The sequence below is a fragment of the Campylobacter concisus genome (assembly GCF_002913745.1).
Classification (GTDB): Bacteria; Campylobacterota; Campylobacteria; order Campylobacterales; family Campylobacteraceae; genus Campylobacter_A; species Campylobacter_A concisus_R.
This window is the reverse complement of record NZ_PPCG01000021.1, coordinates 1-27,000: the sequence shown is the minus strand read 5'-3', so window position 1 is coordinate 27,000 and position 27,000 is coordinate 1. Positions and strand designations below refer to the sequence as shown.

29 protein-coding genes and 1 tRNA gene are annotated in these 27,000 nt (G+C 40.6%); 17 read left to right on the top strand and 13 right to left on the bottom strand.

The features are described from left to right. Window positions 1-22: 22 nt before the first annotated feature. Entirely contained in the window at window positions 23-1,273 is a 1,251-nt protein-coding gene (locus tag CYO90_RS02565) for a pectate lyase family protein (protein ID WP_103578341.1), read from the top strand. A 74-nt stretch (window positions 1,274-1,347) separates the two neighbouring features. Here CYO90_RS02565 and CYO90_RS02560 read toward each other — a convergent pair whose 3' ends face one another. Then, complete coding sequence (locus CYO90_RS02560) at window positions 1,348-2,031, bottom strand: ABC transporter substrate-binding protein (RefSeq protein WP_103578340.1); 684 nt, start codon at window positions 2,029-2,031, stop codon at window positions 1,348-1,350. Between the two features lie 181 nt (window positions 2,032-2,212). Here CYO90_RS02560 and topA point away from each other — a divergent pair, with 181 nt between their 5' ends. From topA to crcB, 4 genes are all read left to right on the top strand, one after another. Then, window positions 2,213-4,327 carry a type I DNA topoisomerase gene (gene topA / locus CYO90_RS02555; RefSeq protein ID WP_103578339.1) on the top strand — a complete coding sequence of 705 codons (2,115 nt, stop codon included), beginning with the start codon at window positions 2,213-2,215 and terminating at the stop codon, window positions 4,325-4,327. Window positions 4,328-4,386: 59 nt separating this feature from the next. Then, complete coding sequence (locus tag CYO90_RS02550; protein WP_103578338.1) at window positions 4,387-5,106, top strand: hypothetical protein; 720 nt, start codon at window positions 4,387-4,389, stop codon at window positions 5,104-5,106. A gap of 533 nt (window positions 5,107-5,639) precedes the next feature. Then, on the top strand, window positions 5,640-6,479 hold the full coding sequence (locus tag CYO90_RS02545) for a biotin synthase (protein ID WP_103578337.1): 840 nt from the start codon (window positions 5,640-5,642) through the stop codon (window positions 6,477-6,479). Beyond that, window positions 6,479-6,832 (top strand): fluoride efflux transporter CrcB, encoded by a 354-nt coding sequence (gene crcB / locus CYO90_RS02540; RefSeq protein WP_103578336.1) that lies wholly within the window; start codon window positions 6,479-6,481, stop codon window positions 6,830-6,832. The genes CYO90_RS02545 and crcB overlap by 1 nt, the downstream gene beginning before the upstream one ends. A gap of 364 nt (window positions 6,833-7,196) precedes the next feature. On the opposite strand, the gene CYO90_RS02535 is transcribed toward crcB, so the two are convergent. Continuing rightward, the gene (locus CYO90_RS02535; RefSeq protein ID WP_103578335.1) at window positions 7,197-7,679 is read right to left on the bottom strand and encodes a hypothetical protein; all 483 of its coding nucleotides are present in this window, start codon (window positions 7,677-7,679) and stop codon (window positions 7,197-7,199) included. Window positions 7,680-7,795: 116 nt separating this feature from the next. On the opposite strand from CYO90_RS02535, the gene CYO90_RS02530 reads away from it, so the two are divergent. The 3 genes from CYO90_RS02530 to CYO90_RS02520 are packed head-to-tail and all read left to right on the top strand — an operon-like array spanning window position 7,796 to window position 11,039. Then, window positions 7,796-8,959 carry a cation:proton antiporter gene (locus CYO90_RS02530; RefSeq protein WP_103578334.1) on the top strand — a complete coding sequence of 388 codons (1,164 nt, stop codon included), beginning with the start codon at window positions 7,796-7,798 and terminating at the stop codon, window positions 8,957-8,959. Window positions 8,960-8,961: 2 nt separating this feature from the next. After that, window positions 8,962-10,239 (top strand): citrate synthase, encoded by a 1,278-nt coding sequence (locus CYO90_RS02525; protein WP_103578333.1) that lies wholly within the window; start codon window positions 8,962-8,964, stop codon window positions 10,237-10,239. Beyond that, window positions 10,236-11,039, top strand: coding sequence for a 3'(2'),5'-bisphosphate nucleotidase CysQ family protein (locus CYO90_RS02520; protein ID WP_103578332.1), 804 nt, complete (start codon window positions 10,236-10,238; stop codon window positions 11,037-11,039). The genes CYO90_RS02525 and CYO90_RS02520 overlap by 4 nt, the downstream gene beginning before the upstream one ends. Before the next feature lie 2 nt (window positions 11,040-11,041). Here the strand turns inward: CYO90_RS02520 and CYO90_RS02515 are convergent, their stop codons facing one another. Genes CYO90_RS02515 through CYO90_RS02480 form a run of 8 tightly spaced genes read right to left on the bottom strand, consistent with a single transcriptional unit; the run spans window position 11,042 to window position 17,066 of the window. Next, window positions 11,042-11,506, bottom strand: coding sequence for a damage-inducible protein (locus CYO90_RS02515; protein WP_103578331.1), 465 nt, complete (start codon window positions 11,504-11,506; stop codon window positions 11,042-11,044). A gap of 1 nt (window position 11,507) precedes the next feature. Next, entirely contained in the window at window positions 11,508-13,064 is a 1,557-nt protein-coding gene (locus CYO90_RS02510) for a class I SAM-dependent methyltransferase (RefSeq protein ID WP_103578330.1), read from the bottom strand. A 9-nt stretch (window positions 13,065-13,073) separates the two neighbouring features. After that, window positions 13,074-13,571, bottom strand: coding sequence for a redoxin family protein (locus CYO90_RS02505; RefSeq protein WP_021084665.1), 498 nt, complete (start codon window positions 13,569-13,571; stop codon window positions 13,074-13,076). 36 nt (window positions 13,572-13,607) lie between these two features. Then, window positions 13,608-14,282, bottom strand: coding sequence for a molybdate ABC transporter permease subunit (gene modB, locus CYO90_RS02500; RefSeq protein WP_103578367.1), 675 nt, complete (start codon window positions 14,280-14,282; stop codon window positions 13,608-13,610). Then, window positions 14,282-15,139 (bottom strand): sulfate/molybdate ABC transporter ATP-binding protein, encoded by an 858-nt coding sequence (locus tag CYO90_RS02495; RefSeq protein WP_103578329.1) that lies wholly within the window; start codon window positions 15,137-15,139, stop codon window positions 14,282-14,284. Before CYO90_RS02495 ends, modB begins: the two co-directional genes overlap by 1 nt. A gap of 2 nt (window positions 15,140-15,141) precedes the next feature. Beyond that, complete coding sequence (locus tag CYO90_RS02490) at window positions 15,142-15,531, bottom strand: TOBE domain-containing protein (protein ID WP_103578328.1); 390 nt, start codon at window positions 15,529-15,531, stop codon at window positions 15,142-15,144. Next, window positions 15,528-16,283 carry a molybdate ABC transporter substrate-binding protein gene (gene modA / locus CYO90_RS02485; RefSeq protein ID WP_103578327.1) on the bottom strand — a complete coding sequence of 252 codons (756 nt, stop codon included), beginning with the start codon at window positions 16,281-16,283 and terminating at the stop codon, window positions 15,528-15,530. The genes CYO90_RS02490 and modA (CYO90_RS02485) overlap by 4 nt, the downstream gene beginning before the upstream one ends. Then, entirely contained in the window at window positions 16,284-17,066 is a 783-nt protein-coding gene (locus CYO90_RS02480; RefSeq protein WP_103578326.1) for a TOBE domain-containing protein, read from the bottom strand. A 154-nt stretch (window positions 17,067-17,220) separates the two neighbouring features. Here CYO90_RS02480 and CYO90_RS02475 point away from each other — a divergent pair, with 154 nt between their 5' ends. The 3 genes from CYO90_RS02475 to CYO90_RS02465 are packed head-to-tail and all read left to right on the top strand — an operon-like array spanning window position 17,221 to window position 20,986. Next, window positions 17,221-17,931 (top strand): MlaA family lipoprotein, encoded by a 711-nt coding sequence (locus CYO90_RS02475; protein ID WP_103578325.1) that lies wholly within the window; start codon window positions 17,221-17,223, stop codon window positions 17,929-17,931. A 2-nt stretch (window positions 17,932-17,933) separates the two neighbouring features. After that, complete coding sequence (locus CYO90_RS02470; protein ID WP_103578324.1) at window positions 17,934-18,536, top strand: ABC transporter substrate-binding protein; 603 nt, start codon at window positions 17,934-17,936, stop codon at window positions 18,534-18,536. Continuing rightward, window positions 18,536-20,986, top strand: coding sequence for an efflux RND transporter permease subunit (locus CYO90_RS02465; RefSeq protein WP_103578323.1), 2,451 nt, complete (start codon window positions 18,536-18,538; stop codon window positions 20,984-20,986). The genes CYO90_RS02470 and CYO90_RS02465 overlap by 1 nt, the downstream gene beginning before the upstream one ends. A 2-nt stretch (window positions 20,987-20,988) precedes the next feature. On the opposite strand, the gene CYO90_RS02460 is transcribed toward CYO90_RS02465, so the two are convergent. After that, window positions 20,989-21,564, bottom strand: a complete 576-nt coding sequence (locus CYO90_RS02460; RefSeq protein WP_103578322.1) for a BON domain-containing protein — start codon at window positions 21,562-21,564, stop codon at window positions 20,989-20,991. 75 nt (window positions 21,565-21,639) lie between these two features. Here CYO90_RS02460 and CYO90_RS10165 point away from each other — a divergent pair. Beyond that, a tRNA-Sec gene (locus tag CYO90_RS10165) sits at window positions 21,640-21,737 on the top strand. 12 nt (window positions 21,738-21,749) lie between these two features. On the opposite strand, the gene CYO90_RS02455 is transcribed toward CYO90_RS10165, so the two are convergent. Both CYO90_RS02455 and modA (CYO90_RS02450) read right to left on the bottom strand, forming a co-directional pair. Then, window positions 21,750-22,409 (bottom strand): molybdate ABC transporter permease subunit, encoded by a 660-nt coding sequence (locus CYO90_RS02455; RefSeq protein ID WP_103578321.1) that lies wholly within the window; start codon window positions 22,407-22,409, stop codon window positions 21,750-21,752. 8 nt (window positions 22,410-22,417) lie between these two features. Next, on the bottom strand, window positions 22,418-23,116 hold the full coding sequence (gene modA, locus CYO90_RS02450; protein WP_103578320.1) for a molybdate ABC transporter substrate-binding protein: 699 nt from the start codon (window positions 23,114-23,116) through the stop codon (window positions 22,418-22,420). Between the two features lie 127 nt (window positions 23,117-23,243). Here modA (CYO90_RS02450) and CYO90_RS02445 point away from each other — a divergent pair, with 127 nt between their 5' ends. Genes CYO90_RS02445 through CYO90_RS02425 form a run of 5 tightly spaced genes read left to right on the top strand, consistent with a single transcriptional unit; the run spans window position 23,244 to window position 26,826 of the window. After that, window positions 23,244-24,332, top strand: coding sequence for a nicotinate phosphoribosyltransferase (locus CYO90_RS02445; RefSeq protein WP_103578319.1), 1,089 nt, complete (start codon window positions 23,244-23,246; stop codon window positions 24,330-24,332). Between the two features lie 8 nt (window positions 24,333-24,340). Next, a complete protein-coding gene (locus CYO90_RS02440) occupies window positions 24,341-24,838 on the top strand; it encodes a chemotaxis protein (RefSeq protein ID WP_103578318.1) in 498 nt (165 codons plus the stop codon). A gap of 55 nt (window positions 24,839-24,893) precedes the next feature. Continuing rightward, window positions 24,894-25,766, top strand: coding sequence for a menaquinone biosynthesis family protein (locus CYO90_RS02435; protein WP_103578317.1), 873 nt, complete (start codon window positions 24,894-24,896; stop codon window positions 25,764-25,766). Further along, entirely contained in the window at window positions 25,763-26,032 is a 270-nt protein-coding gene (gene fliQ, locus CYO90_RS02430) for a flagellar biosynthesis protein FliQ (RefSeq protein WP_223155459.1), read from the top strand. Before CYO90_RS02435 ends, fliQ begins: the two co-directional genes overlap by 4 nt. Further along, entirely contained in the window at window positions 26,029-26,826 is a 798-nt protein-coding gene (locus CYO90_RS02425) for a UDP-N-acetylmuramate dehydrogenase (protein ID WP_103578316.1), read from the top strand. Before fliQ ends, CYO90_RS02425 begins: the two co-directional genes overlap by 4 nt. The last annotated feature ends 174 nt before the right edge of the window (window positions 26,827-27,000 follow it).

The window sequence follows — 27,000 nt, the reverse complement described above, 5'->3', positions numbered from 1 at the left end:
AGCCAAATTTAGGAGGCTAAAGATGTTTAAAAAGATATTGTTTCTCGCCGCTGGCGCGTTATTTGCATTTGGTGCTAAGACACAAGCTGGCGAGATAAAAGCAAGCGACTCGCCCTTTGGTTACGCTAGCATTGGAGCTGAGCAAAATTTTGGCGGATACGCCGGCAAAGAGAGTAAAGAAGTCGTCATTCAAGATAGGCAAGAGCTCATAAAATATGCCAAAATGGACAGCTACGTTATATACATAGATGGGCTCATAGACCTTAGCGAAGGCAAGATCCCGCAAAATGGCAATAGCGATGGGCTGGATAAATTTATAAGTGAGATTAGCGGTGGTGAGTTTGACACTTATACTAAATTTATGCAGGCTTACGGCGCTTCGTGCCATGCATTTTTAGATGGTTCGCAAGATCCAAAGCTAGCAGCGCTTCGCAAAAATTTAGCCAACGAATACAAAAAGCTTATCGTAGTGCCAGTAGCTAGCAATACCACGATAATCGGCCTAGGCGAAAACTCAGGCATAAAAGGTGGCTCATTTTTGCTAAAAAATGTCCAAAATATCGCGATCCGCAACATGAATATCCTAGATGCTTTTGATCCATTTCCAGATGTACAAAAAAATGACGGCTTTAACGCGCAATATGACGGCGTTAGCATAGAGTCAAGCAAAAACATCTGGGTAGATCACTGCCATTTTAAGGATACTGTTGAGCTTAGCCATGTGCATTTAGCAGGTGGAGAGCTTACTAAATGGCAAACTTATGACGGACTATGCGACATCAAGGGGGATAGTGCGGCTATCACGATCTCGCACAACATCTTTGAAAACCACGACAAAACGATGCTAATAGGCTCAAGAGACTCGGACGGCAGCAGCGAAACAAGAACTATAACGGTCGCTCATAACATTTTTGACAACTGCGCGCAACGCCTACCTATGGCACGCAATGCAAAGGTGCACGTCTATAACAACTTTTACGACTCAAAAGATGGCTTTTATAACCAAAAATACGCCATTGGCGTGCGCTTTGGCTCGCTAGTATACGCTCAAAACAACTACTTTACAAATGGCGTCAAGATAAGCTATAAATGTAACAAAGGCACCATTTTTGAAAGCGGCAACATAGACCTTTCTAAAAAAGGCAGCGTTTGCGAAAAGCTAGACAAACCGCCATTTGAGCCTCCATATAAATTTGAACTCCTCGAAGCTTCAAACGTCCAAAAAGAGGTAAATCAAAACGCAGGCACTGGCAAACTAGCCGTTATAAAGTAAAACCAAAGCCCCGAGCTAGCCAAAACTCTTGGGGGCTAAATTTCTCAGCCTCAAAGCCGATAAAAAGATAAATTTCACCCCTTTTTATAGGCATTTTTAACTCTTTTTTTATACTCTTTTGCACTTTCAAGTGCTCCTCTAAACTCGCCACTAATCGCCCTTAAAGCGTCATTTTGAAGCTCACTCTCATCTTTAAACGATCTAATCCTTGGCGTAAAAGCGACCTCATCATCTCTAAAATCAGCCTCTTTTAGATCAAAATTTAAATTACTTATTTTGCTATTTAAGATATGCAAGGCGCATTTTCTTGGTCCAAAGATGAAATTTCGCTCATTTAAGGGCTTCAAGCTCCTTACCAAAATGCCGCCATAAAGCGCTGGCTCGCTCTTAAAAGAGATGTCAAAACCAAAATTGTGAAAGTAAATTTCGCCCGCCTCGCACGATCTTTTGTAGGTGTTAGCATCAAAGCAGGTGTAAATTTCAAGCTCGCTAAATTTATACTCCGCGCCACTTACAACGAGGATCTTGCTTTGCATCAGCTCACGTAAAAAGCCCTGAAATTTCGCGTCAAAATACGCTTTAAAGCCTGCTATTTTAAGAAGCTCCTCTCTTTGGCTCTTATCTAAGCTTTTAAAGCCATCTCGCCTAAGTGCTTGAAATTTTTCTTTATCAAAAGAACATTGCTTTAAAAACTCGCTAAGCATCGCCACTAGATCAAATTTAGCAAAATGGCTTTTAAGTAGCTCGCCTGATAGCATTTTTGCTCCTAATTTTTGGCATATTTTAAGAAATTTAGCTTTTAGATAAAAAGTAAATCTCACATAAATTATACATTTTATAAACATTTAATTACATTTAAAAATATTCAAAAAAGTTTATGAACTTAATCGATTTTATTTCTGCTACAATTACGCCAAAAAATTCAAAGGCTATATATAAATGAAAAGCTTAATCATCGTGGAATCTCCCGCAAAAGCAAAGACTATCAAGAATTTCTTAGACAAAAGCTACAACGTCATCGCCTCAAAAGGCCACATCAGAGACCTGCCAAAAACGAGCTTTGGCATCAAGATAGAGGATGATAAATTTACCCCAGAGTATCGCATCAGTAGCGATCACTCCGCCATCGTAAAAGAGATAAAAGAGCTAGCTAAGGGTGCAGATGAAATTTACCTCGCGACCGATGAGGATAGAGAGGGCGAGGCGATCGCGTTTCACATCGCAAATGCCATCGGCAAAGAGCCAACCAGCCTGCCTCGCATCGTCTTTCACGAGATCACCAAAAGCGCCATACAAAACGCTCTAAAAAGCCCAAGGCATGTCGATATGAACAGCGTTAATGCCCAGCAAACAAGGCGTTTGCTCGACCGCATCGTTGGCTACAAGCTAAGCCCGCTTTTAAATTTAAAGATACAAAAAGGCTTAAGCGCTGGCCGTGTGCAAAGTGCAGCGCTAAAGATAATAGTCGATCGCGAGCGTGAAATTCAGGCGTTTAAACCAGTTGAATACTACACCATTGACACCGTTTTTAAAAAAGACCTAGACGCTGAGCTAGTTAAATTTGAAAATCAAAAGATCGAAAAGCTAACTATCCAAAACCCAGACCGCGCAAAATACATCATTGAAAATTTACAAAATGAGAAATTTAGCGTCCGTGAGATCGAGAGCAAGGATAGAAAGATCCAGCCAAGTCCGCCATTTATGACTTCAACACTTCAACAGAGTGCGAGCAACCGCCTTGGCTTTAGTCCTAAAAAGACGATGATGATCGCGCAAAGCCTCTATGAGGGCGTGCAAACAAACGAGGGCTTCATGGGTGCGATCACATATATGAGAACGGACAGCTTAAATTTAGCCAAAGAGGCCGTCGTAGCAGCTAGAGAGCACATCCTTCAAAACTACGGCAAAGAGTACTTGCCAGCCAAAGCGATAAGCTACACGACAAGCTCAAAAGGCGCGCAAGAAGCCCACGAAGCGATCCGCCCTACAAATTTAAACTTCACACCGCAAATCGCCGCTAAATTTTTAGAAAAAGACGCGCTCAAACTCTACACGCTCATCTACAATAGATTTTTGGCCTGCCAAATGAGCGCATGTGTGAGCCAAACGCAAAACGTCTATGTCGCAAGCGAAAAAGGCGAGTTTAAGATAAGCGGCAGAAAGGTGCTATTTGACGGCTTTTACAAGGTTTATGGCGAGCTTGATAAGGATAAAATTTTGCCAAATTTAAAAAAGGGCGACGAGATGAGCTTGCAAAGCATAAAAAGCACGCAAAACTTCACCGAGCCGCCAGCCAGGTACTCTGAAGCTGGCCTTGTTAAAAAGCTAGAAAGCCTAGGAATTGGCCGCCCAAGCACCTACGCACCGACCATCTCGCTGCTAACATCAAGAGACTACGTGAGGATCGAGAAAAAGCAGCTCATACCAAACGAGATCGCATTTAGTATGATAGGCGTTTTGGAGGAGCACTTTAGCAACATCGTAGATAGCGAATTTACCTCACATCTTGAAGAAAAGCTCGATGAGATCGCACTTGACAAGGCTGACTGGCAAAAGGTGCTAAGCGACTTTTACTATCCATTTATGGAAAAAATAAGCGCTGGCAAAACTGGCATAAAAAGCCTAAAAACAGCCACTCCGATCGGCGAGAAGTGCCCAGAGTGCGGAAGCGAGCTAGTGCTTAGAAAGGGCAGATACGGCGAATTTATCGCTTGCTCAAATTTCCCAAAATGCAAATACTCAAGAAATGTCGCAAAAGATAATGAAAAGAGTGCAGAAACTGGCTCTGCAACGGCAGCTAAGCCAAAACGTGAGCTTAAAAAGCTTGAGGTGCCATGTCCAAAATGTGGCGGCGAGATCGTCGAGAGATTTAGCAGGCGCGGTAAATTCTATGGATGTGCCAACTATCCAAAATGCGACTTCATCTCAAACTACGAGCCAGTCGCGCAAAAATGCGATGAATGCGGCGGCGATATGATTAAAAAAGAGCTAAAAAAAGGCACTTTTATAGAGTGCACAAAGTGTAAGAAAAAGACGCTTATCTCTGAAAATTAAAATTTCTAGCTAAATTTAAGCCCCTGAGCCTAAATTTGGCTTATAAATTTGGACTTTAAATGCCTGACACCATCATAGAAGTTAGCCAGTATAAAGGGCAAAAGAGCCTTGTGATAAACTGCACGCAGCTAGGGGATAGCTTCACGCCGCAGTATAAAACCGCCAAGCAAAAAAGAGCGGTGCTTGATGAGTGGTGCGACTTTTTAAGAAGCGAGCAAGAGGCATTTGATGAGCTTAACTTTTGCACCAAAATGCCTCAAGAGCTCTTTGATGCGGTGTGCTGCCAAAGAAATTTAAAGAGCCTTCACATCAAATGGGGCTCGTATGAGAGCCTTGATGCGCTGGCAAATCTTTCTAGTCTAAAGAGCCTTTTTGTAGGCTCTGGAGCCAGCGTAAAAAGCATCGCACCGGTTGCGACACTTACTGGACTTGAAAGCCTTGCGGTGGAGAATTTTCAAAAGATAAGTGACTACTCTGCGCTTTCAAATTTGCAAAATTTAAAGAGCCTAGAGATCAGCGGAGACGGACTTTCGCCTAAATTTATCCACATCGAAAGCTTAGAGTTTTTGCGCCAGATGCCTGGGCTAACCAGCCTTGTGATCTTGGTGGCTAGGCTAAAAAGCAAGGACTACTCGCCTATTTTATCTCTAAAATTCCTCACTCACCTCAGCCTGCCACCACAGCACGCACTTTTTGGACTTTTTGACGAGCTTAGCGCTTTGCCAAATTTAAAAACAGGGCTTTTAAAAGAGAGAGCGGAAATTTATAAGAAAAGATGATGCTGTAAAATTAAATTTTTGCCAGACTTGCAGTAAATTTGATAGTTTTAGGCAAATTTTAAAATTGCATTCACTCGCAAGAATTGACTACTAAAATTTGGCTTCGCTCACAGCTTAGCTCAAATTTTAGAGCCGAAATTACTCGTTCATGAAATTTTAAAATTTTTCAGAGCTTTTTAAGTCGCATGCAGTGCGTTAGCACTATTGCATGCCCCTCTAACGTGCGAGGGGTTTGGGGGATTTAAAAAGGGGGATAAGAGGACGGACTTCGTAATTTAAGTCCCCTTGTCTCCCTTTTGATAAAAAGAAATTTACAAATTTAATCAAGCTATTCTTACAAATTTTTAAAATTCCATCACTCGCAAGAATTGACTACTGATTTTAGGTCTCGCAAGGCTTGCCACTAAAATCAGAGCCGAAATTACTCGTTCATGAAATTTTAAAATTTAGTATAGTTTTTGCAAAATAACAAACCACTCTACTTAAATTTTAAACCTACCAAAGCTATAATGCTCCCCAAAAAAGGATAAAAAATGAAAACGATTATGCTTTGTGCGATATGCTCCATCACTCAGGGAAACTGCGCTGAGGACTGCGCCTATTGCACGCAAAGTGCCAAAGCTGGCGCTGATATCACAAAATTTAAAGAAAAAAGCGTGCAGCAGGTGGTGGACGAGGCCAAAATGGCTTATAAAAACCACGCCCTTGGCTTTTGTTTAGTCACAAGTGGCGCTAGACTAAATGACAAAAAGACCGACTACATCGCTTCTTTAGCAAGAGCTGTGCATAAAGAAGTACCAAATTTGATGCTCATCGCATGTAACGGTATGGCAACTTACGAGCAGCTTTGTGAACTCAAAAATGCTGGCGTTTTTAGCTACAACCACAACCTAGAAACTAGCCGCGAATATTTCCCCAAAATCTGCACAACGCATTCTTGGGACGAGAGATATCAGACAAATTTAGACGCAAAAAAGGCTGGGCTCATGCTTTGCACTGGCGGCATTTACGGCGTTGGCGAGAGCGAGGCTGATAGGGTGAGCTTTAGAGCTAGCCTAAAAGAGCTTGAGCCGTTTTCGTCGCCTATAAATTTTTTCATAAAAAGTGACGCACTAAGGCTTGATCTGCCGCCTCTTAGCGCAGATGAAGCCCTAAAAATCGTGCGCGAAACCAAAAGCGCGCTGCCAGAAACTAGGGTCATGATAGCTGGCGGCAGGGAGAAGATATTGGGCGAGAGGCAGTACGAGATCTTCGAAAATGGCGCAGACGCTATCGTGATAGGCGACTACCTCACCGCAAAGGGCGAGAAGGCGAGCAAGGACATCGAGGAGCTTACAAAGCGCGGTTTTAGCTTTGCAAGTATCTGCCACTAATGCTTGTCAATTTGCTTTTTGCCGGGCTTGGGGGCTTTATCGGAGCTGGATGTAGGTTTTTAGCTGGAGAGCTGCTAAAATTTAGCCACTTTCCGCTAACCACACTTGGCGTAAATGTGCTTGGCAGCTTCATTATCGGCATTTTATTTTGCTTAAATTTAAGCCAAAGCGTGAGGGTTTTCTTAGCCGTTGGCATACTTGGTGGCTTTACCACATTTTCAAGCTTTAGCCTTGATAGCGTTAAATTTTTACTAGAAGGCGAACTCGTAAAAGGCTTTTTAAATATATTTTTAAACATTATCCTTTGCCTGATCGCAAGCTATCTTGGCATTTTGCTTGGTAAGAATTTGTGAGAGCTTGCAAATTTAGTAGAGCTTAAATTTTGCTAGATTTTCTTAACCACATGCGGCGCAAAGCGCTATCGCATGCACTTTGAACGTGCGAGGGGATTGTGGGATCTAAAGGGAGATAAGTGGACGGCTTCGTAATTCAAGTCCCCTTGTCTCCCTTTTGGATAAAAACGAAACATTAAATTTCTAAAAATCTTTTTGTAAATTTTAAAACTTCATTCACTCGCAAGAATTGACTACTAAAATTTGGCTTCGCTTATTGCTTAGCTCAAATTTTAGAGCCGAAATTACTCGCTCATGAAATTTTAAAATTTGTCAGAATTTTCTAAAAACAAACTCCATGCAGTGCTTTGCCACATGCACCTCTCTACCTAGCTTCTATCTTTGGCATCTGCAGCATAAAATTTCTAGCTTCGCTTAAAAGCACTGGTTTGAGCGCATCTGCCAAGGTTTTTGGATCGTAAATTCTCTCATATGAAAGTATCAAGACTCCATCTTTTTTAAGCAAAAAGTGGATTATTTCTATATTTTTGCTCTTAGTTTCATCTTTTATAAGAGCTAAAATTTGATCATTTTCTTCGCTATAAAGCACATTTTTATCTTGCTTAAGAGCCTTTTTTAGCTCCTCTAGCTCACTTTTTGTCTTGACATCTTTGTTAAACTTTACTCTAAACGAGGCAAAGTGCTCGTCCATGTTTTCGTTTTTTAAAAAGTAAAAGCTCTCATTTTTAACCACTTGCTTTTTATAAAATGTGCTCCCATCAAACCTAAAACTCTCAACCAAGCTTAGCTCATCTGCCAAAGAAAAGAGACCAAAAAACAGCAAAACAAAAAGGCTAAATTTACGCATAAAATTTCACTCCAAATTTCTAAAAATAGCCGCCATTTTGCCCAAATTTCGCTTAGCTTAATCAAAAAATAACAAAGCTTTTTATACAATCAGGCATTTTTATTTTAAGGATCTTTTTGCAGTTACACCAAGCAAGCGAGCTTAGCATCCTTGTCGTTTTGGCATTTATCGTCTTTGCTTCGCCTTATATTTCTAAAATTTTACGCATACCAGTCGCACCTGCTGAGATACTACTTGGAGCGGTTGCCGGCTACATCGGAGTTGTCGGAGAAAACGAGATGTTTAAGCTCATCAGTGAAGTTGGCTTTTTCTTTTTAATGTTTCTAGCTGGCATGGAGATCGATCTTAGGATGCTCATCAACATCGACCGTAAAATTTTGCGCCTTGGGCTCATCTATCTAACGCTCGTCTACGCTCTAGCCACGGCTTTGACGCTGGGGTTTGAGCTTAGCCTGCTTTACATCATCATCATCCCGATAATGGCCGTTGGTATGATATTTACGCTATTTAAGGAGTACGGCAAGCAGCAAGAGTGGCTAAATTTAAGCATGCTAATAGCAACTATCGGCGAGCTTTTAAGCATCACGCTTCTAACATTTACCGCTGCTTACTTGCAGTTTGGAGCGAGCATAAATTTATGGCTAACGATTGGCTATTTGATCCTATTTTTGGTTATCAGCGTGCTTAGCTTTAAAATTTTGGACGTGCTTTTTTGGTGGTATCCGGGGCTTAAAGTGGTGCTTATGCCACACTATGACAAGGACGAGAAGGACATCAGGCTTTGCATCGCGGTATTTTTCACGATGATAGCTTTGATGCTATATTTAAATTTAGAGGTTGCCTTTGGTGCGTTTATCGCAGGTATGTTTATCACGACATTTTTTGATCACAAAAAGGACTTGCCGCACAAGCTTTCAAGCTTTGGATTTGGCTTTTTGGTGCCGATATTTTTCATCCACATAGGCTCTACTTTTAAGCTTTCCAACCTAGGATCTAGCGAAGTGATAAAGGATGCTGTTTTTATATTTTTAGCGATGCTTGGCACGAGGGTTGTATCTAGTTTGCTCTTTTTGGGTAAGCTTGGCTTTAGAGGGATATTTTTATTTGCCATTTCGCAGTCTATGCCACTCACTCTTTTGATCGCAGTTGCTACTATCGCACACAAATCAGGCGAGATAAGTGACTATTCTTACTCATCTTTCATCCTAGCAAGCCTCGCACAAGCTATAATAGGAGCTATAATCATCAAAATTTTAATGCAATCAAAAAGCAAGGAGTAAAAATGTCATCAAATACAGCCACACTAATCGATAACCGAACTGGAAAAAGCTATGAATTTCCTATCCTAAAAGGCACGATGGGGCCAGATGTCATCGACATATCGACCTTCTTTAGTGACACTGGGATGTTTACTTTTGACAGGGGCTACACCTCAACTGCGATGTGCCGCTCAGCCATAACCTACATCGATGGCCTAAAGGGCGAGCTAATGTATAGGGGCTACGACATCGCCTATCTGGCTGAAAATAAGACATTTTTAGACGTTGCCTACCTGCTTTTAAACAAAGAGCTACCAACGAGCGAGCAATACAAGGGTTTTAAAGATGAGCTCAAAAAAAGGAGCTTCATACACGAGGGAATGATGAAGCTTTTTGATGCATTTCCAGACAAGGCGCACCCTATGGCGATCTTGCAAGCGGCAGTCTCTGCACTAAGTGCCTTTTACTCAGACCACCTAAATATGGACAAGCCTGAAGAGTATCACGAGATGGCTATGAGGATAATCGCTAAAATCCCAACGATAGCGGCCTTTAGCTACCGCTACTCACGCGGTCTTCCTATTATATATCCAAATTTAGATCGTGGCTTTACTGAAAATTTCCTCTACATGATGAGGGGTTATCCATACGAGCACGTCGATCTTAAGCCTATCGAGATAAAGGCGCTTGACACGGTCTTTATGCTCCACGCAGACCACGAGCAAAATGCCTCGACTACGACTGTTAGGACAGTTGGCTCTACGCACGCGCACCCATACGCATGTATAAGTGCAGGCATCGGCGCACTTTGGGGCTGGGCTCATGGCGGAGCAAACGAGGGCGTCATCCGTCAGCTTGAAGAGATCGGCTCGGTCGCAAACGTCGATAAATACATCGCTAGAGCAAAGGATAAGAACGATCCATTTAGGCTAATGGGTTTTGGTCACAGGGTCTATAAAAACTTTGACCCGCGCGCAAAGGTGCTTAAAAAGATGAGAGATCAGCTGATGGATGAGATCGGCATTAACTCAGAGCTTATCAAGATCGCCAACCGCATCGAAGAGATCGCGCTAAATGACGACTACTTTGTAAGTAGAAATTTATATCCAAATGTTGATTTTCACTCAGGGCTCATCCTAAAAGCGCTTGGCATACCAAATAATATGTTTGCCGTTATCTTCGTGATCGGCAGGACGCCAGGCTGGATCAGTCAGTGGATCGAGCTAAAAGAGCAAGACACTATAAAGATCGTCCGTCCAAGACAGCTCTACGTTGGAGAGACAAACAGAACACCAAAATGAGCGAGCTTTTAAATTTAGCCATCAAGGCAGCCATCAGCGCTGGGGGTGAGATAATGAAATTTTACTCATCTAATAGCCAGGCGCTTAAAGTCTGCCTAAAAGATGACAGCTCGCCGCTAACTAGCGCTGATCTAGCGGCAAATGAGGTGATACTAAAAGAGCTAAGCAAAAGTGGAATAAAAATTTGCTCTGAAGAGAGCATCTTGCAAGAGAGTGATAAAGATGAGTTTTGGCTAGTTGATCCCCTTGATGGTACGAAAGAATTTATAGCTAGAAATGGCGAATTTTGCGTTTGCATAGCGCTTATAAAAGAGGCTAGACCGGTGCTTGGCGTCATTTTTATCCCGGTTAGCAAAGAGCTTTTTTACGCTGATGAAAACGGCGCTTTTAAAGAAATTTTAGGCGCAAATGATGAGGTCGTAGAAAGGCAAGATCTAAATGAAAAAGCTAAAAGCTTAAATAACTTCATCTTTTCAAGCAGAAGAGGCGAGACGAAGAAGGTTGAACTTGTAAGAGATAGTTTAAATTTAGAGCAAAAATGCATCGGATCTGCCATTAAATTTTGCCGTTTAGCCGAGCTTGGCGGGATATATGTGAGATTTAGTCCAAGCTATCTTTGGGACAATGCCGCAGGCGAGGCGGTAGTGAAATTTAGTGGTGGCAAGGTCTTAAACGCTAGTGACAGATGCGAGCCAAGCTACAAGCTAGCGGATCTAAAAAGCCCATTTTACGTAGCTTTTGGTAAAAATACTTTGAGCTTAGAAGATGAAGTTTTTAGGCTGATAGAGCAGGGTAGATAAGGCTACTTGCACCTTATCTCACCACTCATCTTTAAAAATGCGCTCTCGTTTTGCTCTAAAAATTTATCTGCCGCTTCTAAATCTTGAAATTTATCTTTTAGTCTGATCACTAAAGTGCCACATTTTAGCTCTCTAACTCGCTCTAAACTGGCATCAAAGCTTTGCGTTAGATCATTTACGCTTTTTATTAAAAAATCGTTTTTGCCTAGATCTTTTACGTTAAATTTAGCGTGTCTCTCAGCTCTTACTACGCCAAGATAGTTTGCGACTTTGGCGTTACTTATGTAGATAAAAACTCCCTCACGCAAGTTGCTGCTAAACGCCACTGCATCATCTTGCTCAAGTATCTTTTCAAGCTCTTCGCCGCCGTAGTTTAGGCTGCTTTTAAGATTTAGATTTTTCACGCTTGGCTTGCTAGCACAACCTGCTAGAAATATACAAAATATAAGAGCAAGAATTCTTTTCATTTTAAATTTCCTCAAGCAGATAGAGCATGCTAGCTATCTTTGCTGTGCCTACGATGTAGCCCTTTAAGTGATCTACTAGTTTGTCATTTTTAAGCTCTTTGCCATTTTTATCAGATATTTTTATGCTGTTTTCTTTTACAAATTTTAAACTCTTAGCAGCTATTTCTTCTAAAGTATTTTTACCATCAAGTAGCAAAAATATATAGTAATCAAGCGTACTAAGCTGCTCTGAGAAACCAAATTTGTTTGCAAAGATGATGTCGGCGTTATCTTTGTGGTTTAAAAAATACTTTATATAACCAGTTAAATTTGCCTTTAGCCTTGAGTGATTTGGAGCGTATTCTATATCTTTTAGCTCATCTTTTACGATCATTGCGCTTGCTGAGTTAGTTAAAAGTCTTACAAAAGCGCTATAAACCATGAGCTTATCTTCTGGCAAAATCTCTAAAATTTGAGAGAGATTTATACTTGCTGGATACATCCCGTAAAATACCTCACAAAGCCAAGAGATATCTTGAGGCATAAGAGAAAATTTATCATGCCAGCCATCATCTTTTTTTATAAAGTCGGCCACGACGTGAATTTTATTTACATCGCTTGGTCCTATTTGCTTATTAGCCACGCTTTCGTAAGCTTTAGCATGCACGATGAGACTTTGCCTAAAGACCTTGTTGCTAACTATATCTAAAAACTGCTCTAGATCGATCCTATCTTTAAATTTGCTATCTTTGTAATTATCTACATGCTCTATGCCAAGATCTGGCACAAAAAGGTCTTCAAGTCCATATTCGCAAAGATAGGCAAGATCGTTTTTAGCTAGCATGGCGTTAAAGTCTTTAAAGTAAAATGGATCGTTTATCTCTTCTAAAAACTCATGTGCTATATAAAAATCATCTTTTTCAAACACTATGTCTATCCAATAAAGTAGCAGCTTTACAGGTATTTTATCTTCATAGTTTGCACCAAGCTTTGTTAGTAAGACCTCTTTATATACTAAAAGTGCCTCTTTAGCAGCTTTTAGCCGCTCTTCAGTGCTATCTTTATCTTTTGCAGCAAGCAACATAAGATCACGCACTACATCTTTTATCTTCCAGCCGGGATAGACATTGTAAGAGATAAACGCCACGCCGTTTTGGCTTAAATTTTCTCTTACGACCCTTAAAATAGCATCTTTTACAAAGTCAGGTACCCAGCTAAAGACGCCGTGAGCGATGATGTAGTCAAATTTCTCATCACTTTTAAACTCGCAGATATCGCCGTGAATTAGCTCTAAATTTTGCAGTCCTATCTCTTTTACGATCTCTTTGCCACGCCTTATTTGCTCGCCACTAAGGTCGATGCCAACTACTCTTGCGTTCTCATTATTTACGGCAAATGGGATCAAATTTCCACCAAAACTGCACCCTATCTCCAAAACTTTTGCGTTTTTGCAAGGCGGTGGATTGATGCCAAGAAGTGTGGCGCAAGCCTCTAGTTTATAGGGCGATGACTGCGCAAATGCTGCTGATTTGTAAGTTAGCTCGTCATAAGACTTTTCGATCTTGCTATTTTTGTCCATCTTCTATCCTTAATAGTCTTCGTTTTTTATCTTCTCCAGCATATTTTTAGCGTCGTTTTCAGGCTCATCAACGATATATGCGCGCCTTATATTGCCACCTTTTATGATAAGTGTTTGACGAAAGTAAAATTTATGCCCATTTGAAGCTGCAAATACAGGCAATTCAAGCGCGCGCTCTAGCATAAACTCGCTATCATTTAAAAACATCACGCCAGTTGCGGTCTCTTCTTCAAATTTCTTTTGAGCCGCGATATCTTGGGAGCCAATAGCTACTACCATAAAGCCAAGATCGTTAAATTCTTTAAGAAGTTTTTTGTAGTTTATCGCTTGCTTGGTGCAACCCTTCATGCCCGCAGTTTTTTGTAGCTGCTCGCTTAAAAGCTCGAAGTCCTCACCTATCTTTGGATAGATAAAAACCACGCAGTCGTGGGTCCTTGCAAAGGCAGAAAAGTCAAATTCTTTGCCGTCCAAAGTCCTTAGATAGATGCTTGTAGGCACTTTTATCATGTTTTGTCCTTTAAAAATTTTATCTATTATATATCTTTAAGCTTTTTTTGAATTTAAAAAATAGACGATAAAAAGGACGAAAAAGCTGATTATTAGCATCAAAAGAGCGTAGATGTGAGCTTTGGTATAGTCAAGCATCTCAACCGCCTCAAATATCGCGATACTAGCGACCTTGCTCTCACCAGCCACGCTGCCACCTATCATCAAAACCACGCCAAATTCGCCCATCGTATGAGCAAAACTAACAACGATCGCGGTTAGTAAATTTGATCTGATGCTTGGCAAGATGACCCTAAAAATGGTCGTAAGCTTGCTTTTTCCAAGACTGTAGCTCGCCTCAAAAAGGCTCTTTTTTAGGCTATTTAACCCAGCGTAAATGGGTCCAAACATAAATGGCAGCGAGTAGATGCAGCTTGCCACAACAAGGCCTGTGAAGTTAAAAACTAGCCTCACGCCAAAGAGCTCTTCGATAAATTTGCCAAAGGCAGAGTAGGGCGAGAGAAAAATGAGCAGATAAAAGCCAAGAACGCTTGGCGGTAGCACCAAAGGCAGCGAGATGATGGACTCTAAAAATGCCTTGCCAAAGAATTTCTTTTGCGACATAAAGTAAGCCAGCGCTACACAGAAGAAAAATAGTATAAATGTCGTGATAAAAGAGAGTTTTAGCGAGAGCCGAAACGGCTCGTAATCAATATTTGCTAGCTCGCTCATCATGCTTTTACCAAATTTACGCCAAAGGCTTTTGTGCTAACTATGGCCGTGTCGCCAGCTCTTAGCCCACTAGCTTCTGCGCTACTTAGCACGACCTCACAAATTTGGCGGTTTATGAGCACGCTTGCTACAAAAATGGCGTCACGCTTTTTGATCTCCAAAACCTTAGCGTTAAATGCAAATTTCTGCGATCCTGCACTTTTTAAAAATATCTCGCTCGCACTGCCAGATCTTGAAATTTTGCCATTTTCAAGGACGAAAACCTTGCTGCAAAGCTTGTAAATTTCAGCTATGTCGTGACTTACTAAAATAACGCTCATCTTAAATTCATCGTGAAGTGCTAGTAAATAATCCTGCAGCTTCTCGCGCATGGCGTTATCTAGGGCACTTAGTGGCTCATCAAGCAGTAAAATTTCTGGCTTTCTCATCACCGCACGAGCAAGTGCCACGCGCTGTTTTTGACCGCCTGAAAGTTCGCCTATCTTGGCGCTTTTTAGGCTCTTTAGCTCGCAAATTTCAAGTAGTTTGTTTGCTAAATTTTCATCATTATTTGCAAAGAGTAAATTTTTAAAGACATTCATATTTTCAAAAAGGGCGTAGTCTTGAAACAAAAAGCCGATATTTCGCTTTTGCGGGGCTAAATTTGTCTTTTCGTCAAAAAATATCTTATCTCCAACCTTTATCACGCCACTTTGTGGGGCTTCAAAGCCAGCGATGAGCCTTAAAATCGTCGTTTTACCTCCGCCACTTGCTCCATAAAGTGCGACAAACTCGCCACTTTCAAAGGCAAGCTCAGCCTCAAGCATAAATTTACCGCCACCGCCATTTAGCTCTTTTTTGCATGAAATTTCTATCATTTTTAAGCGCTTATGTGGATACTTGTTGATTTAACGTAGGCAAATACCTGCTCGCCTACCGCTAAATTTAGCCCTTTTAGAGCGTGATCTGAGATGATAGCCTCAAAGCAAAGCTGCTCACGCTTTAGGCTAATGATGCTTAAAATTTCACCGCGAGTTACGCTAGCGACCTCGCATTTTAGCTCATTTTCAAGCGAACTAGCCTCAAGTCTAGGCTTTGATAGGACGACATCTGAGCTTTTGAAATTTAAGCTCACCTCATCATTTAGGGCAAATTTGCTAGCCTCGTTTAAGGCTAGCATATATAAATTTGTCCCTAAATTTAAGCACTCAAGCTCAAAAAAGCTGACGCCATCTTTGGATGAAATTTGAACGATCTTTGCTCTTATCATTTAGCTGGGACGTTGTAGCCAAATTTCTTGAAAATTTCTTTTGCCTTTTCGCCCAAGATAAACTCATAAAATGCCTTCGCATCAGCGTTACCATCAGCATGTTTTAAGAGTACGATGCCTTGATCGATCGGAGTGTAGAGCTCTTGAGGCACGAAGATGTAGTTAGTGCCCTCTTTGTATTTTTCCATTTTTTTGTCAAACAATGCACTAGCGGCGATAAAACCAACATCTGAAGCACTTAGTGCTTGAGAAAGTGTCTCAGAAATTTTTTGAGCATAGACGATGTTTTTCTCTACTTCGTCATAAAGTTTTGCATTTTTAAGAGCCTCGATACTAGCCTTGCCGTAAGGTGCGGTCTCTGGGTTTGCTACCGAGATCGCTTTTAAGCCGCGAACCACTTCGATGCCCTTTTTAAAATCCACGTTTCTTATAGAAAAGATCGCTACAGCGCCTTGCGCATAAACTTTTGGTGCAGCAACTGCAAAGCCTGTGTCATAGGCCTTTTGCGCAAAGCCCATATCAGCAGCCATGAAGATATCAGCTGGAGCTGAATTTTGTATCTGCGTAACAAGACCGCCGCTTGCGCCAAGAGTTAGGTTGATCTTGGCGTCTGGGTGAAGCTTGTTAAACTCTTTTATAAGCTCAGGAAACGCGTAAGTCGTGTTTGCTGCGGCATAGACATTTACCTCTGCGCCAAGTGCGTTTATGGCAAGTAGAGCTGCCACACATAGAAATTTAAAAACCTTTTTCATTTATACTCCTATTATGATTTGAGATGATTTTACTATTGCTAAAAGCGTGTCACCAACGCCTATTTGCATATCCATTGCGCTATCTTTTGTGATGATAGCAGTTAAAGTTTGCTCATCACTTAGTTTTAGCGTGACCTCAGCATTTACAACGCCTATCTTTGCCTCGATGACCTCACCTTTTAGCTGATTTTTAGTGCTTATTTTTATATCAAGATCTTTTGCAAGGATGACTGCTGGTGCTTTAAATATAAAAACAACTTTTTGACCCACTTTTAGGCCTAAATTTTTCTCGCTCTCAACTGTTATAGTCGCTTCAAGCGTGTTGCCATTGCTTAGCTTTGCGATGATTTCAGAATTTACAGCGCCTCTATTTATGCTAACTATCTCGCATGAGAGCTGGTTTCTCGCACTTAAATTCATACTCATTCTTTGTAAATTTATGATATCAACATCTTCAAAATCAACCTTTTGGCAAATTTTTTGTAAAAAGTCCTTTTGCGTCTCAAGGATGGCGTCGTAAATTTTTATCAGTTTTTTGGCGTATGGGCTAAGCTCTGAGCCGCTATTTTTCTTGTTGCCATCAGCTCTTATGATGAGAGGCTTGCTGCTTTTGTTATTTATCGTATCTAAGCAGTCCCAAGCGTTTTTATATGATATGCCGACAACCTCAGCCGCTTTTGTGATGCTTTTTGTCTCTTTTATCGCCTTAAGTAGCGCTATATGCTTTGCTAAAACCTGCGTATCTTCGCCTAGAAATAGCTCTAAATTTATATCTGCTTTCAAATTTTTAACCTCTAAATATATAATAATAATTTGCAAAGTATATCTAATTATATTAATTCACAAGCTTAAAATTACAAATTTTCTTTAATTTCTTGTAAAGTTTCAAGAGGATAAAATCAAGCTGTTTTTTATAAATAAATTTTAAGGTTTTATGATGAAATTTTTGCTCGCTATCTTTTGTAGCCTGCTTTTAGCCTGTGCAAGTGCTGACCTGAACGCAAACAGTGAAAAAGATGGTTTTGACGTTGAATTTGAAGCAAAAAAAGATGTTTTTGACCCGCTTAGTGGCTATAACAGAGTGATGACAAACGTAAATGACTTTATCTACATAAATATGCTAACTCCAGTGGCAAAAGGCTACGCTTATGTCGTGCCAGCTACGGCTAGAACGATGGTTGCAAATTTCTTTGACAACCTTCTTTTTCCAGTGCGTTTTGTAAATAACTTGCTTCAGTTTAAATTTCAAAACGCTGGCGAGGAGACATTGCGCTTTTTGGCAAATACAATAATTGGCTTTGGAGGGCTAACAGACGGGGCAAAATACTATGATCTAAAGGCTCACAACGAGGACTTTGGACAAACCCTTGGCTACTGGGGGCTAGGAAGCGGCTTTCACATCGTTTGGCCTTTGCTTGGACCATCAAATTTAAGAGATACTGGCGGCTTAGTTGGCGACTATTTTGCTGATCCTATTAGTTACGTTGATCCTATGCTTTTATCGGCTGGCATAAAGTCATATAGGGCGTTTAATAGCTTTTCACAAGATCCAACTGCTTATGAAAAACTAAGAAAAGATGCGATCGATCTATATCCATTTTTACGCGATGCTTACGAGCAAAGACGCGATAAACTTATCAAGGAGTAAGTATGAAAATTTTAAAAATTATAGCGGCGATTTTACTTTTAGCAACTAGCCTTTTTGCCCTCTCAAAAGAGCAGATAAAGCCTGAGATAGAGGCAAAGACAACAAAGGTGATTGAAATTTTAAAAAATACAAATTTAGATAACAATGCAAAGACAAAAGAGATTTTTGCTCTGCTTGATCCACTATTTGACTACAAACAAATGGCAAAGATCAGCCTTGGCAAACGCTACAACAGCCTAAGTGCCGATGAGCAAGCTAAATTTGACGCAGCATTTGAGCAAAAGCTAAAAAGCTCATATATCGACAAACTTTTAGGCTACAAAGACCAACAGATCCACATCACTGGAGAGAATGAGCCTCAAAAAAATAGATATTGGCTCACATCAGAGCTTCTAAATGACGGCAAAAACTATGAATTTATCTATAAATTTTACGATGCAAAAGAGCGTGGCTGGCTCATTTACGATCTTGATATTGTTGGTGTAAGCATCATTCAAACATACAGAAGCCAGTTTGGTGATGTGCTAAATAACGCTGATTTCAATACCCTTTTACAAAAGCTAAACGAAGCTGTTTTACCTGATCAAAATAAAACCAACCCTTAATGCGACAAATTTTTAAATTTATCATTGCCAAAAACAAGCTTGTTATCTCGCTTGTGCTAGTTCTAAGCGTAGTTTTTGGCTACCTTAGCACAAAGCTTAGCATCGATGCTTCGGCTGAGACCTTGCTGCTTGAGCATGACCCAGATCTAAAAGCCTATAGGCAGATCGCAAAGCGCTACGACTCACCAGGGCTTTTGGTGGTCGCTTTTACCCCAAAAGATAATCTTTTTTCACCTAAAAATTTAGAGCTTATTAAAAATTTAAGCGACGAGCTAGCCAAAAACGATATGGTTAGCAGCGTCATCTCTATCTTAAACGTGCCACTTCTAAATAGCGTGAAAGGCGGCGTTACAGGCATCCTAGATCACACTCCAACGCTAAGCGATAAAGATATAAATATCTCAAAAGCAAAGATTGAGTTTGCAAAAAGTCCTATTTATAGCGGAAATTTGATAAGCAAAGATCTAAAAACCACAGCGATCGCGCTAAATTTAAAGCAAGATGAGAAATTTAACGAGCTTTTAAATGAGCGAAATTTACTTAGCCAAAAAGAGTCAAACGGCACTATCACGCAGGCTGAAAAGCTTAAATTTAAAGCGCTTTTAGCGGAGTTTAAAGCCTACCGAGATGAGCTTAGAAAGAGCGATCACAAAAACCTTGAAGCCATAAAGGCAGCCATCGCTAAATTTAACGCAAACGATGAGCTATTTTTAGGCGGCGCAAACATGATCGCTGATGATATGATAGGCTTTATAAAGAGCGATCTTTTGGTTTATGGGCTAAGCGTTTTAGCGCTTCTTAGCTTTAGTTTGTGGCTATTTTTCAGACAGGTTAGATGGATCGTCTTGCCGATGTTTATCTGCGCGGTAAGTGCCATTTTTACGACCGGGATTTTTGGTATGTTTGGCTGGGAGGTGACGGTCATTAGCTCAAACTACATCGCACTTCAGCTCATCATCACCATCTCAACAGTCATCCACCTAGTCGTAAGCTACAGAGAATTTTACGCAAGGCACCCAAAATACAGCCAAAATCAGCTCATCTATCTGACACTTCGTGACAAATTTTCTCCATCTTTTTGGGCGATATTTACGACAGTCATTGGCTTTAGCTCACTCATGAGTGCCGATATAAAGCCAGTTATCATGCTTGGCATTATGATGAGTGCTGGCATTAGCGTTTCACTTGTGCTTGCATTTTTGCTATTTGGCGCGATAAATGTAAATTTAAAGAAGCTTGCTCCTGTTAGGACATTTGAAAACAGCTTTAAATTTACAAAATACTGCGCAAATTTAGCGCTAAACTCAAGAAAGATCATCTACGCAGTTTGCGTTTTGGTCGTCTGCTTTGGCGTTTATGGCATCAGTAAGATAAAGGTTGAAAATAGCTTCATTGGCTACTTTAAAGAGAGCACGCAGATCCGCCAAGGCATGCAGGTCATCGACACAAAGCTTGGCGGCACGATCCCAGTTGATGTGATAGTTAAATTTAAAGAGAGCGAGCCAAAACAAGAAAAAACTGATGAAAAAGATGACTTTGAAAGCGAGTTTGAAAACGACGCAAAGAGCGCGAAATACTGGTTTAACAGCTACCACACAAGAGTTGCAGAGAAAATTCACGACTATCTAAAAGAGCAAAATTTTGTAGGCAACGTAAGCTCGCTTGCAACGCTTATAAAGGCGATAAAAGAGTTAAATAACGGCGTTAGTGATGATTTTTTGCTAGCTGCGATGTATGAGAAGCTACCACTTGAGTATAAAAATATCTTGTTAAGTCCTTATGTAAGCGTCGAAAACGACGAGCTTAGATTTAGCCTAAGGATCGTTGATAGCGATCCAAAGCTTAGACGAAATTTATTTCTAAAAGAGCTTAGAGAAGGGCTTTTAGAGCTAACTAAAAACGATAACGTAAGCATCGAAGTTGTCGGCATGATGGTGCTTTATAACAACATGCTTCAAAATTTACTTAGCTCACAGGTTGATACATTTGGACTAACGGTTGCGATACTTTTTGTTATATTTTGCTTTGTTTTTAGAAGTATTAAACTTGCAACCATCGCGATAGTTTCAAATTTGATCCCGCTTTGCACGCTCTTTGGTGTGATGGGATTTTTTGGCATACCGCTTGATGTGATGAGCATTACGATAGCGGCCATTAGTATAGGTATCGGCGTTGATGATATCATCCACTACATCCACCGCTTCAAAGAGGAGCTGCTTACAAAAGATGTTTTTGAGAGCATCAAGGCTGCACACGCTAGCATAGGATACGCGATGTATTACACCTCATTTACCATTTTTCTTGGCTTTAGCGTGATGATAACTAGCAACTTTATACCGACTATTTATTTTGGCTTGCTAACTGATCTTGTTATGGTATTTATGCTGCTTGGCGCACTCATCATCTTGCCAAGTTTAATAGCAAGCTTTGTGAAAAAGCGCGAGGTATAAATTTATTTGATAACTTTGATGAATGAATAGACATCAGCCACGCCATCAATGTGCTTAGCGTACCAAATGGCGTGCTTTTCTTGCTCGATGCTATCTACCACACCGCTAAAAACAACGTCACAGCCAACGATGCTAACACGCACATTTGTGCCCTCAACGACACTATCTTTGAAGAGATTTTGCTTTAAATTTGCAAGTATGCTTAGACTATCGCACGGATACTCGCTCTTTTTCACTCTAAGATAGGTGTAAATTTTTCGCACTCCGTCTGTGTTTTTGGCAAGCTCAACTAGCTTACCTTCAAGCTCTTTGCTATCAACAAGTCCTATGAGATAGACATCGCCATAAAAGACCTCTATCTCGATGTCGATGTTACTAAGCCCTTTTGAAAACAAAATTTTGCTTTGTAACTTGCTTTGGATAAATTTATCACGAGAGATCGAGTAGATGCCGCGTTTATCGCGAGAAATGGAGTATGCGTCATATACATTTAGTGGCGCTGTTGCTGGGGTGAGGACTGAGGAGCAAGAGCAAAAAAATAAGACCAAAAATGCAAAAACGCTAAATTTAGAAATCATAAATCCTTTTGTAATTTCAAAAAGTTTATAGAAAATGGGCTAAAATTTATCTAAATCTGCTAAAATAACGCGCACGGAGGATAAAGTAATCTGGTGATGCTCACGGGCTTCAAACCCGATGACTGGGCGGTTGACCGTCTGGTGGGGAGTTCGATTCTCTCATCCTCTCGCCACTTTTGCTTCTTTTAAATCCTACTTTTTTCTAGCAAATTTATAATAAAAAATAAGATAAAACTAAGCACAACTAAAACAAGGCTTAAAGCGAGTGCCTGATCGCTTCTGCCGTCATAGACTGCGTTGTAGATAGCAAGTGAGATGGTGTCTGTTTTGCCTATGATATTGCCGCCTAAAATGAGCGTTATGCCAACCTCGCCAAGCCCTCGCGAGAGCGCTAGGATAAAGGCTGCTGCCACGCTTTTTGCGATGCTGGGGAAAAGCACCAAAACGGCTGTTTGAAATTTATTTTTACCAAGGCTGTATGCCGCCTCACTAAGGCTTTTTGAAAGTGAGCTAAGCGCTGAGGCTACGGGCTTTACAAAAAGTGGCAGTGAGGCTATGAAAGCTGCTATAACAAGGGCTTTAAAGCTAAAGACAATCTCTAAATTTAAAGCCTTGCCGATGATGCCATTTTTGCCAAGCAGATAAAGCAGTAAAAATCCCGTCGCAATGGGCGGAAATATGAGCGGAAAGGTGACTATCATCTCGGCAACTGCTCTAAATTTAGAGTTGCTAAAAGCTAGAAAATAAGCAAGAGCTAGCCCAAAAATAGCGAGCAAAAGCCCTTGGCACAAAACGACTTTTATGCTTAAAAATAGCGGATCAAAAAGCCAAGCAAGCTCTTGCAAATTTTGCCCTATCTTATGCCAAATTTAGCGTAAATTTCTTTTGATCTCTCGCTTTTTAGCTCGTTTATAAATTTCTCGCAATCAGCCTTTTTCTCACACCCTTCAAGCTTTGCAGCTACGATGTTTGCTGGTGCATAAAGCGCCTTATCTATCAAGATAAAACTACCAAATTCATCCTTGTGCGCATTTAGCTCAGTTTGGTTGATAAAGCCAGCATCAACTTCGCCGTTTAATATATAGGTAACGACCTGTGGCACGCCTGCAACTGCTAAAATTTTATCCTTTAGCTCGCCCTCTAAATTTGCTTTTTGCATAAACTCACTCGCTCTTTTGCCATAAACAGTCTTTGCCGCGTCTGGCATAGCGATTTTTGAAAGCGTTTTTAGCTCATCAATTTTTTTTATTTTTACGCCCTTTTTGGTAGCTAGCACCAAGGCGCCAGAGCCTAAATTTACATATTCAGTGATCTTTAGATCAGACTTTTTTAAAAAGTCCTCATCGCCCACGATCACGTCAGTTTTGCCCTCTTTTGCCTGCGCCATGATCGCTGTGATGTTTGCAAAAGAGGTGTCAATATTTACGCCATCTTTTTTAAGATTATGCGCGACTGCTTCGACTATCTTTTTATATCCACCGCCTGCACTAACTAGCAAATTTTCATTGCCAAATGCAAAAACTACGGCCATTAAAAGCAAAAATTTTTTCATACTTTTTCCTTTAAAAATAAAATTTCAGAATTTTATAAAATATACTCTTATACATTCTTAAAATATATTTTTACAATTTTACTCTTTTTTTAAAATGGTATAATCTCGCAAAAACAAAAGGATAGACATGAACGAACTCGAGCTAAAGTTACAAGGCAAGATAGAGAGGCTAACAGATAAGACTTTTAGGCTAGATCCTAGGATCGGTGAGGGCTATTTTACGGCGAAATACTTTCTAAAAGTAAATGAGATAATTAAGCAAAATCTGCCTGATCAGCATGTGACGATGCAGTTTTTTCAAAGGCGTGATGATATCATGCTTTGTGGCATAGACGAGGTTTTAGCTATCATCAATAAATTTGCCAAAAACCCAAGCGAGCTTGAAATTTACGCACTTGATGATGGCGATATCATAAACGCAAACGAGCCAGTTTTAAAGATAAGCGGCAAGTATGAAAATTTCGGCTTTTTAGAAAACGTCATCGACGCGACGCTTACTAGAAGAAGCTGCGTAGCGACAAACTCCAGAGACGTGATAAAAGCAGCAAATGGCAAGGATGTCTTTAGTATGGCGGACAGACAAGACGACATATGCACGCAGCCAGGCGACGGCTATGCCTCGTTTATCGGCGGTATAAAAAAGGTCGCCACAGACGCTCAGGGCGAGCTTACAGGGTTAAAAGGTGGTGGCACCATGCCTCACGCACTCATTCAAATGTGCGGCGGAGATGTGGTGAAGGCTTGCCAAATTTACGCTAAAACCTTTGAAAACGAGCAGATCACGGCCTTGGTTGATTACAACAACGACGTGATAACAGACGCTTTAAAGGCTGCAAATGCCCTAAAAGAGAGGCTTGGCGCAGTTAGGGTGGATACTAGTAAAAATTTGATAGATAGGTATTTTGAAGGCAAAGATACGAGTAAATTTGACCCACATGGCGTTTGCAAGGAGCTTATATTTGCTCTAAGAGAGGCGCTTGATAAAGCTGGTTTTAAATACGTCAAAATCGTTGTTAGCTCAGGTTTTAGTCCTAAGATTATGGAAGATTTTGAAGCTCATAACACGCCGGTTGATACTTATGGCGTGGGAAGTTATCTTGTTAAAAATGACATTTTTGGCTTTACAGGCGATCTAGTCGAGCTAAACGGCAAAGATGAGGCTAAATTTGGCAGGAAAAATTTCGCTTCAGATAGGCTAAAGAGAGTGAAATTTTAAGAGAAAAGATGAAATTTATAAAAATTTTAATATTTCTAGCGCTTTTACTGACCGCTTGCACCGCCACAAACTACGCTAATGCCTTTGAAAAGGTTGGCATCCTTGAAGACGGAGTTTATCGCTTTAGCCAAAATGGACTTGGGGTCAAAAAAGATCTGCTTGTAAAGGTGATCTCGGTGCAAAACGCAGAAATTCCTCACAAAAAGATCATCTCCATGCTAAATATCCCTAAAAAATCTAAAATCAATGACTTTAAAACAAGCGATGCTGGCGTAATAGTATGGCCATTTTATGAGTTTGAGGGTAATTTTATAACGACAATAATCGTTGAAAATATAAAAAAAGAAGATAGTGATCAAAAACTGATTAAGATGCTTGAACTTAAGCATCCGTTTTACTCAACGCTCCTAGCTCGAAGAAAAGGGGCTAAAGACGTTATGGACGTGAAATACATGCTAAATTTTAAAGAGGCAAAGCTGGTAAAATCGTTTAAAAACCGCCCTTAAAACTTTATTTTAAATAAATTTCATTAAAATGGTGTAATCAAAAAAAGGATCATCTTTGCATAATCTAAAAACTATAAACGTCGCTCACTCGCCGGACGCTGACGATATTTTCATGTATGCTGCAGTCAAATTTGGCTGGGTTAGTAGTAAAAATTTAGCCTTTACATCAAAGGCGCTTGATATCGAGACCCTAAACGAAGAGGCGCTAAAAGGCACATATGAAGCCACGGCGATCAGCTTTGCTTTGTATCCAAAAATCTGCGATGAATTTGCACTTTTGCGCTGTGCGGTGAGCTTTGGCAATGGCTATGGCCCAAAGCTTATCAAGCTAAAAGGCAAGCAGCTAAAGCGAAATTTCAAGGTCGCACTCTCTGGCAAAAACACGACAAATGCCTTGCTTTTTCGTATCGCCTATCCAGAAGCGAGGATAGTTTATAAAAATTTTCTTGAGATCGAAAATGCCGTACTTAGCGGCGAAGTCGATGCTGGCGTACTCATACATGAAAGTATATTAAATTTCTCCGACCAGCTCTGCGTAGAGCGTGAAATTTGGGATATCTGGAGTGAACTAAACGGCGAAAATTTACCACTTCCACTTGGTGGCATGGCACTTAGACGAAGCTTACCGATAACTGATGCGATCGAGTGCGAGAGAGTACTTAGCGAGGCCGTTAGGATCGCCACTTCGCACAAGCCATTTTTGTCTCACATGCTAATGGAGCGAAATCTCATCAGAGTTGGCAAAGATGAGCTAAAAACATATCTAAATTTATACGCAAATGACGAGTCTATAAGCATGAATGAAACTCAGTTAAAAGCGCTAAATAAGCTCTATCAAATAGGCTACGAGAAAGGCTTTTTTGAAAAGCCAATCGACGTAAACGACTACCTAATCCCAACTGAATATAACGAAGTAAGGTTTAGTTGATGCAAAGCACGCTTGTCTCACTTGGAGTTGAAACCTTTAAGATCGCCCTTTATATCAGCCTCCCGATGCTGCTAAGCGGACTAATAGCTGGTCTTATCATCTCCATTTTCCAAGCGACCACGCAGATAAACGAAACCACGCTAAGCTTCGTGCCAAAAATTTTGCTAGTCGTCGTTGTCATCATATTTTTGATGCCATGGATGATCTCTATGATGGTTGAATTTACTACACGTATGTTTGATTTTATACCGGAATTTATCCAGTGACGAGGCTCGTTGACTTTTCTAAATTTACCTCGGTTAAGATAGGCGACGTGCATGAAGTTTTTGAGCTTAATTGCCTTGATGATCTAGGCTCGTCTCACTTTTTAGGCGCTGTGATGATAGGCGGGGGCAATAACCTTCTTATCTCGCCAAATCCCCCAAAAATGGCGATGCTTAGCAAGAGCTTTGACTATATAAATTTAGAAATTTGTGATGAAAAAATTTACCTTGAGATAGGTGCTGCGACAAAATCTGCCAAAATTTATAACTTCTGCAAACAAAACAACATAGCTCACCTTGAGTTTTTAAAAAATATCCCAGGCACGCTTGGCGGACTTATAAAAATGAACGCTGGGCTGCTTAAATTTAGCATAAGCGACAACATCACGCATGTGCGTCTGGCTCGTGGCTGGGTGAGCAAAGAGGAGATAAACTTTAGCTACCGCCACAGCGGCATAGATGAGGCCATTTTGGGGGCTAAATTTGATCTTCATAGTGGCTTTGACGCAAGCATATCTGAAGCTATAAGCGCAAAAAGGGCAAATCAACCAAAAGGAGCTAGCTTTGGTAGCTGCTTTGTAAATCCAGAGGGGCACTTTGCAGGGGCTTTGCTTGAGGCGGTCGGGCTAAAAGGATACGCTATCGGCGGAGCGAAATTTAGCGAAGAGCACGCGAATTTTTTGATAAATTTTAACCACGCAAGCTTTGAAGATGCCACTAGCCTTATAAATTTGGCAAAGGCTAGAGTTTTAGAGAAATTTGGAGTAGAGCTTAAGACTGAAGTTTGCATTTTATAAGGATGATGATGAGTGAGTTTTTGAGCGAAGTTTTTACCCTTTCATTTTTATTTATAGCTATTGGGTTTTACGCCATTTATAGGGCTAAAAAGGCGCAAAGCGAGCATGAGAAAAATGTGGCTGATTACGATAAAAATCTGCTAAATTTTGCCAAAATTTTAGGTGTTCAAAATC

What these genes read in the sequence shown, in the direction of transcription:
- CYO90_RS02475 (WP_103578325.1), top strand. Translation starts at nt 17,221, where the DNA reads ATGAAATTTTTGCTCGCTATCTTTTGTAGCCTGCTTTTAGCCTGTGCA.
- CYO90_RS02445 (WP_103578319.1), top strand. Translation starts at nt 23,244, where the DNA reads ATGAACGAACTCGAGCTAAAGTTACAAGGCAAGATAGAGAGGCTAACA.
- topA (WP_103578339.1), top strand. Translation starts at nt 2,213, where the DNA reads ATGAAAAGCTTAATCATCGTGGAATCTCCCGCAAAAGCAAAGACTATC.
- CYO90_RS02460 (WP_103578322.1), bottom strand. Translation starts at nt 21,564, where the DNA reads ATGATTTCTAAATTTAGCGTTTTTGCATTTTTGGTCTTATTTTTTTGC.
- CYO90_RS02550 (WP_103578338.1), top strand. Translation starts at nt 4,387, where the DNA reads ATGCCTGACACCATCATAGAAGTTAGCCAGTATAAAGGGCAAAAGAGC.
- modA (WP_103578320.1), bottom strand. Translation starts at nt 23,116, where the DNA reads ATGAAAAAATTTTTGCTTTTAATGGCCGTAGTTTTTGCATTTGGCAAT.
- crcB (WP_103578336.1), top strand. Translation starts at nt 6,479, where the DNA reads ATGCTTGTCAATTTGCTTTTTGCCGGGCTTGGGGGCTTTATCGGAGCT.
- CYO90_RS02520 (WP_103578332.1), top strand. Translation starts at nt 10,236, where the DNA reads ATGAGCGAGCTTTTAAATTTAGCCATCAAGGCAGCCATCAGCGCTGGG.
- CYO90_RS02525 (WP_103578333.1), top strand. Translation starts at nt 8,962, where the DNA reads ATGTCATCAAATACAGCCACACTAATCGATAACCGAACTGGAAAAAGC.
- CYO90_RS02490 (WP_103578328.1), bottom strand. Translation starts at nt 15,531, where the DNA reads ATGATAAGAGCAAAGATCGTTCAAATTTCATCCAAAGATGGCGTCAGC.
- CYO90_RS02515 (WP_103578331.1), bottom strand. Translation starts at nt 11,506, where the DNA reads ATGAAAAGAATTCTTGCTCTTATATTTTGTATATTTCTAGCAGGTTGT.
- modB (WP_103578367.1), bottom strand. Translation starts at nt 14,282, where the DNA reads ATGAGCGAGCTAGCAAATATTGATTACGAGCCGTTTCGGCTCTCGCTA.
- CYO90_RS02545 (WP_103578337.1), top strand. Translation starts at nt 5,640, where the DNA reads ATGAAAACGATTATGCTTTGTGCGATATGCTCCATCACTCAGGGAAAC.
- CYO90_RS02560 (WP_103578340.1), bottom strand. Translation starts at nt 2,031, where the DNA reads ATGCTATCAGGCGAGCTACTTAAAAGCCATTTTGCTAAATTTGATCTA.
- CYO90_RS02440 (WP_103578318.1), top strand. Translation starts at nt 24,341, where the DNA reads ATGAAATTTATAAAAATTTTAATATTTCTAGCGCTTTTACTGACCGCT.
- CYO90_RS02465 (WP_103578323.1), top strand. Translation starts at nt 18,536, where the DNA reads ATGCGACAAATTTTTAAATTTATCATTGCCAAAAACAAGCTTGTTATC.
- CYO90_RS02510 (WP_103578330.1), bottom strand. Translation starts at nt 13,064, where the DNA reads ATGGACAAAAATAGCAAGATCGAAAAGTCTTATGACGAGCTAACTTAC.
- CYO90_RS02495 (WP_103578329.1), bottom strand. Translation starts at nt 15,139, where the DNA reads ATGATAGAAATTTCATGCAAAAAAGAGCTAAATGGCGGTGGCGGTAAA.
- CYO90_RS02505 (WP_021084665.1), bottom strand. Translation starts at nt 13,571, where the DNA reads ATGATAAAAGTGCCTACAAGCATCTATCTAAGGACTTTGGACGGCAAA.
- CYO90_RS02565 (WP_103578341.1), top strand. Translation starts at nt 23, where the DNA reads ATGTTTAAAAAGATATTGTTTCTCGCCGCTGGCGCGTTATTTGCATTT.
- modA (WP_103578327.1), bottom strand. Translation starts at nt 16,283, where the DNA reads ATGAAAAAGGTTTTTAAATTTCTATGTGTGGCAGCTCTACTTGCCATA.
- CYO90_RS02535 (WP_103578335.1), bottom strand. Translation starts at nt 7,679, where the DNA reads ATGCGTAAATTTAGCCTTTTTGTTTTGCTGTTTTTTGGTCTCTTTTCT.
- CYO90_RS02470 (WP_103578324.1), top strand. Translation starts at nt 17,934, where the DNA reads ATGAAAATTTTAAAAATTATAGCGGCGATTTTACTTTTAGCAACTAGC.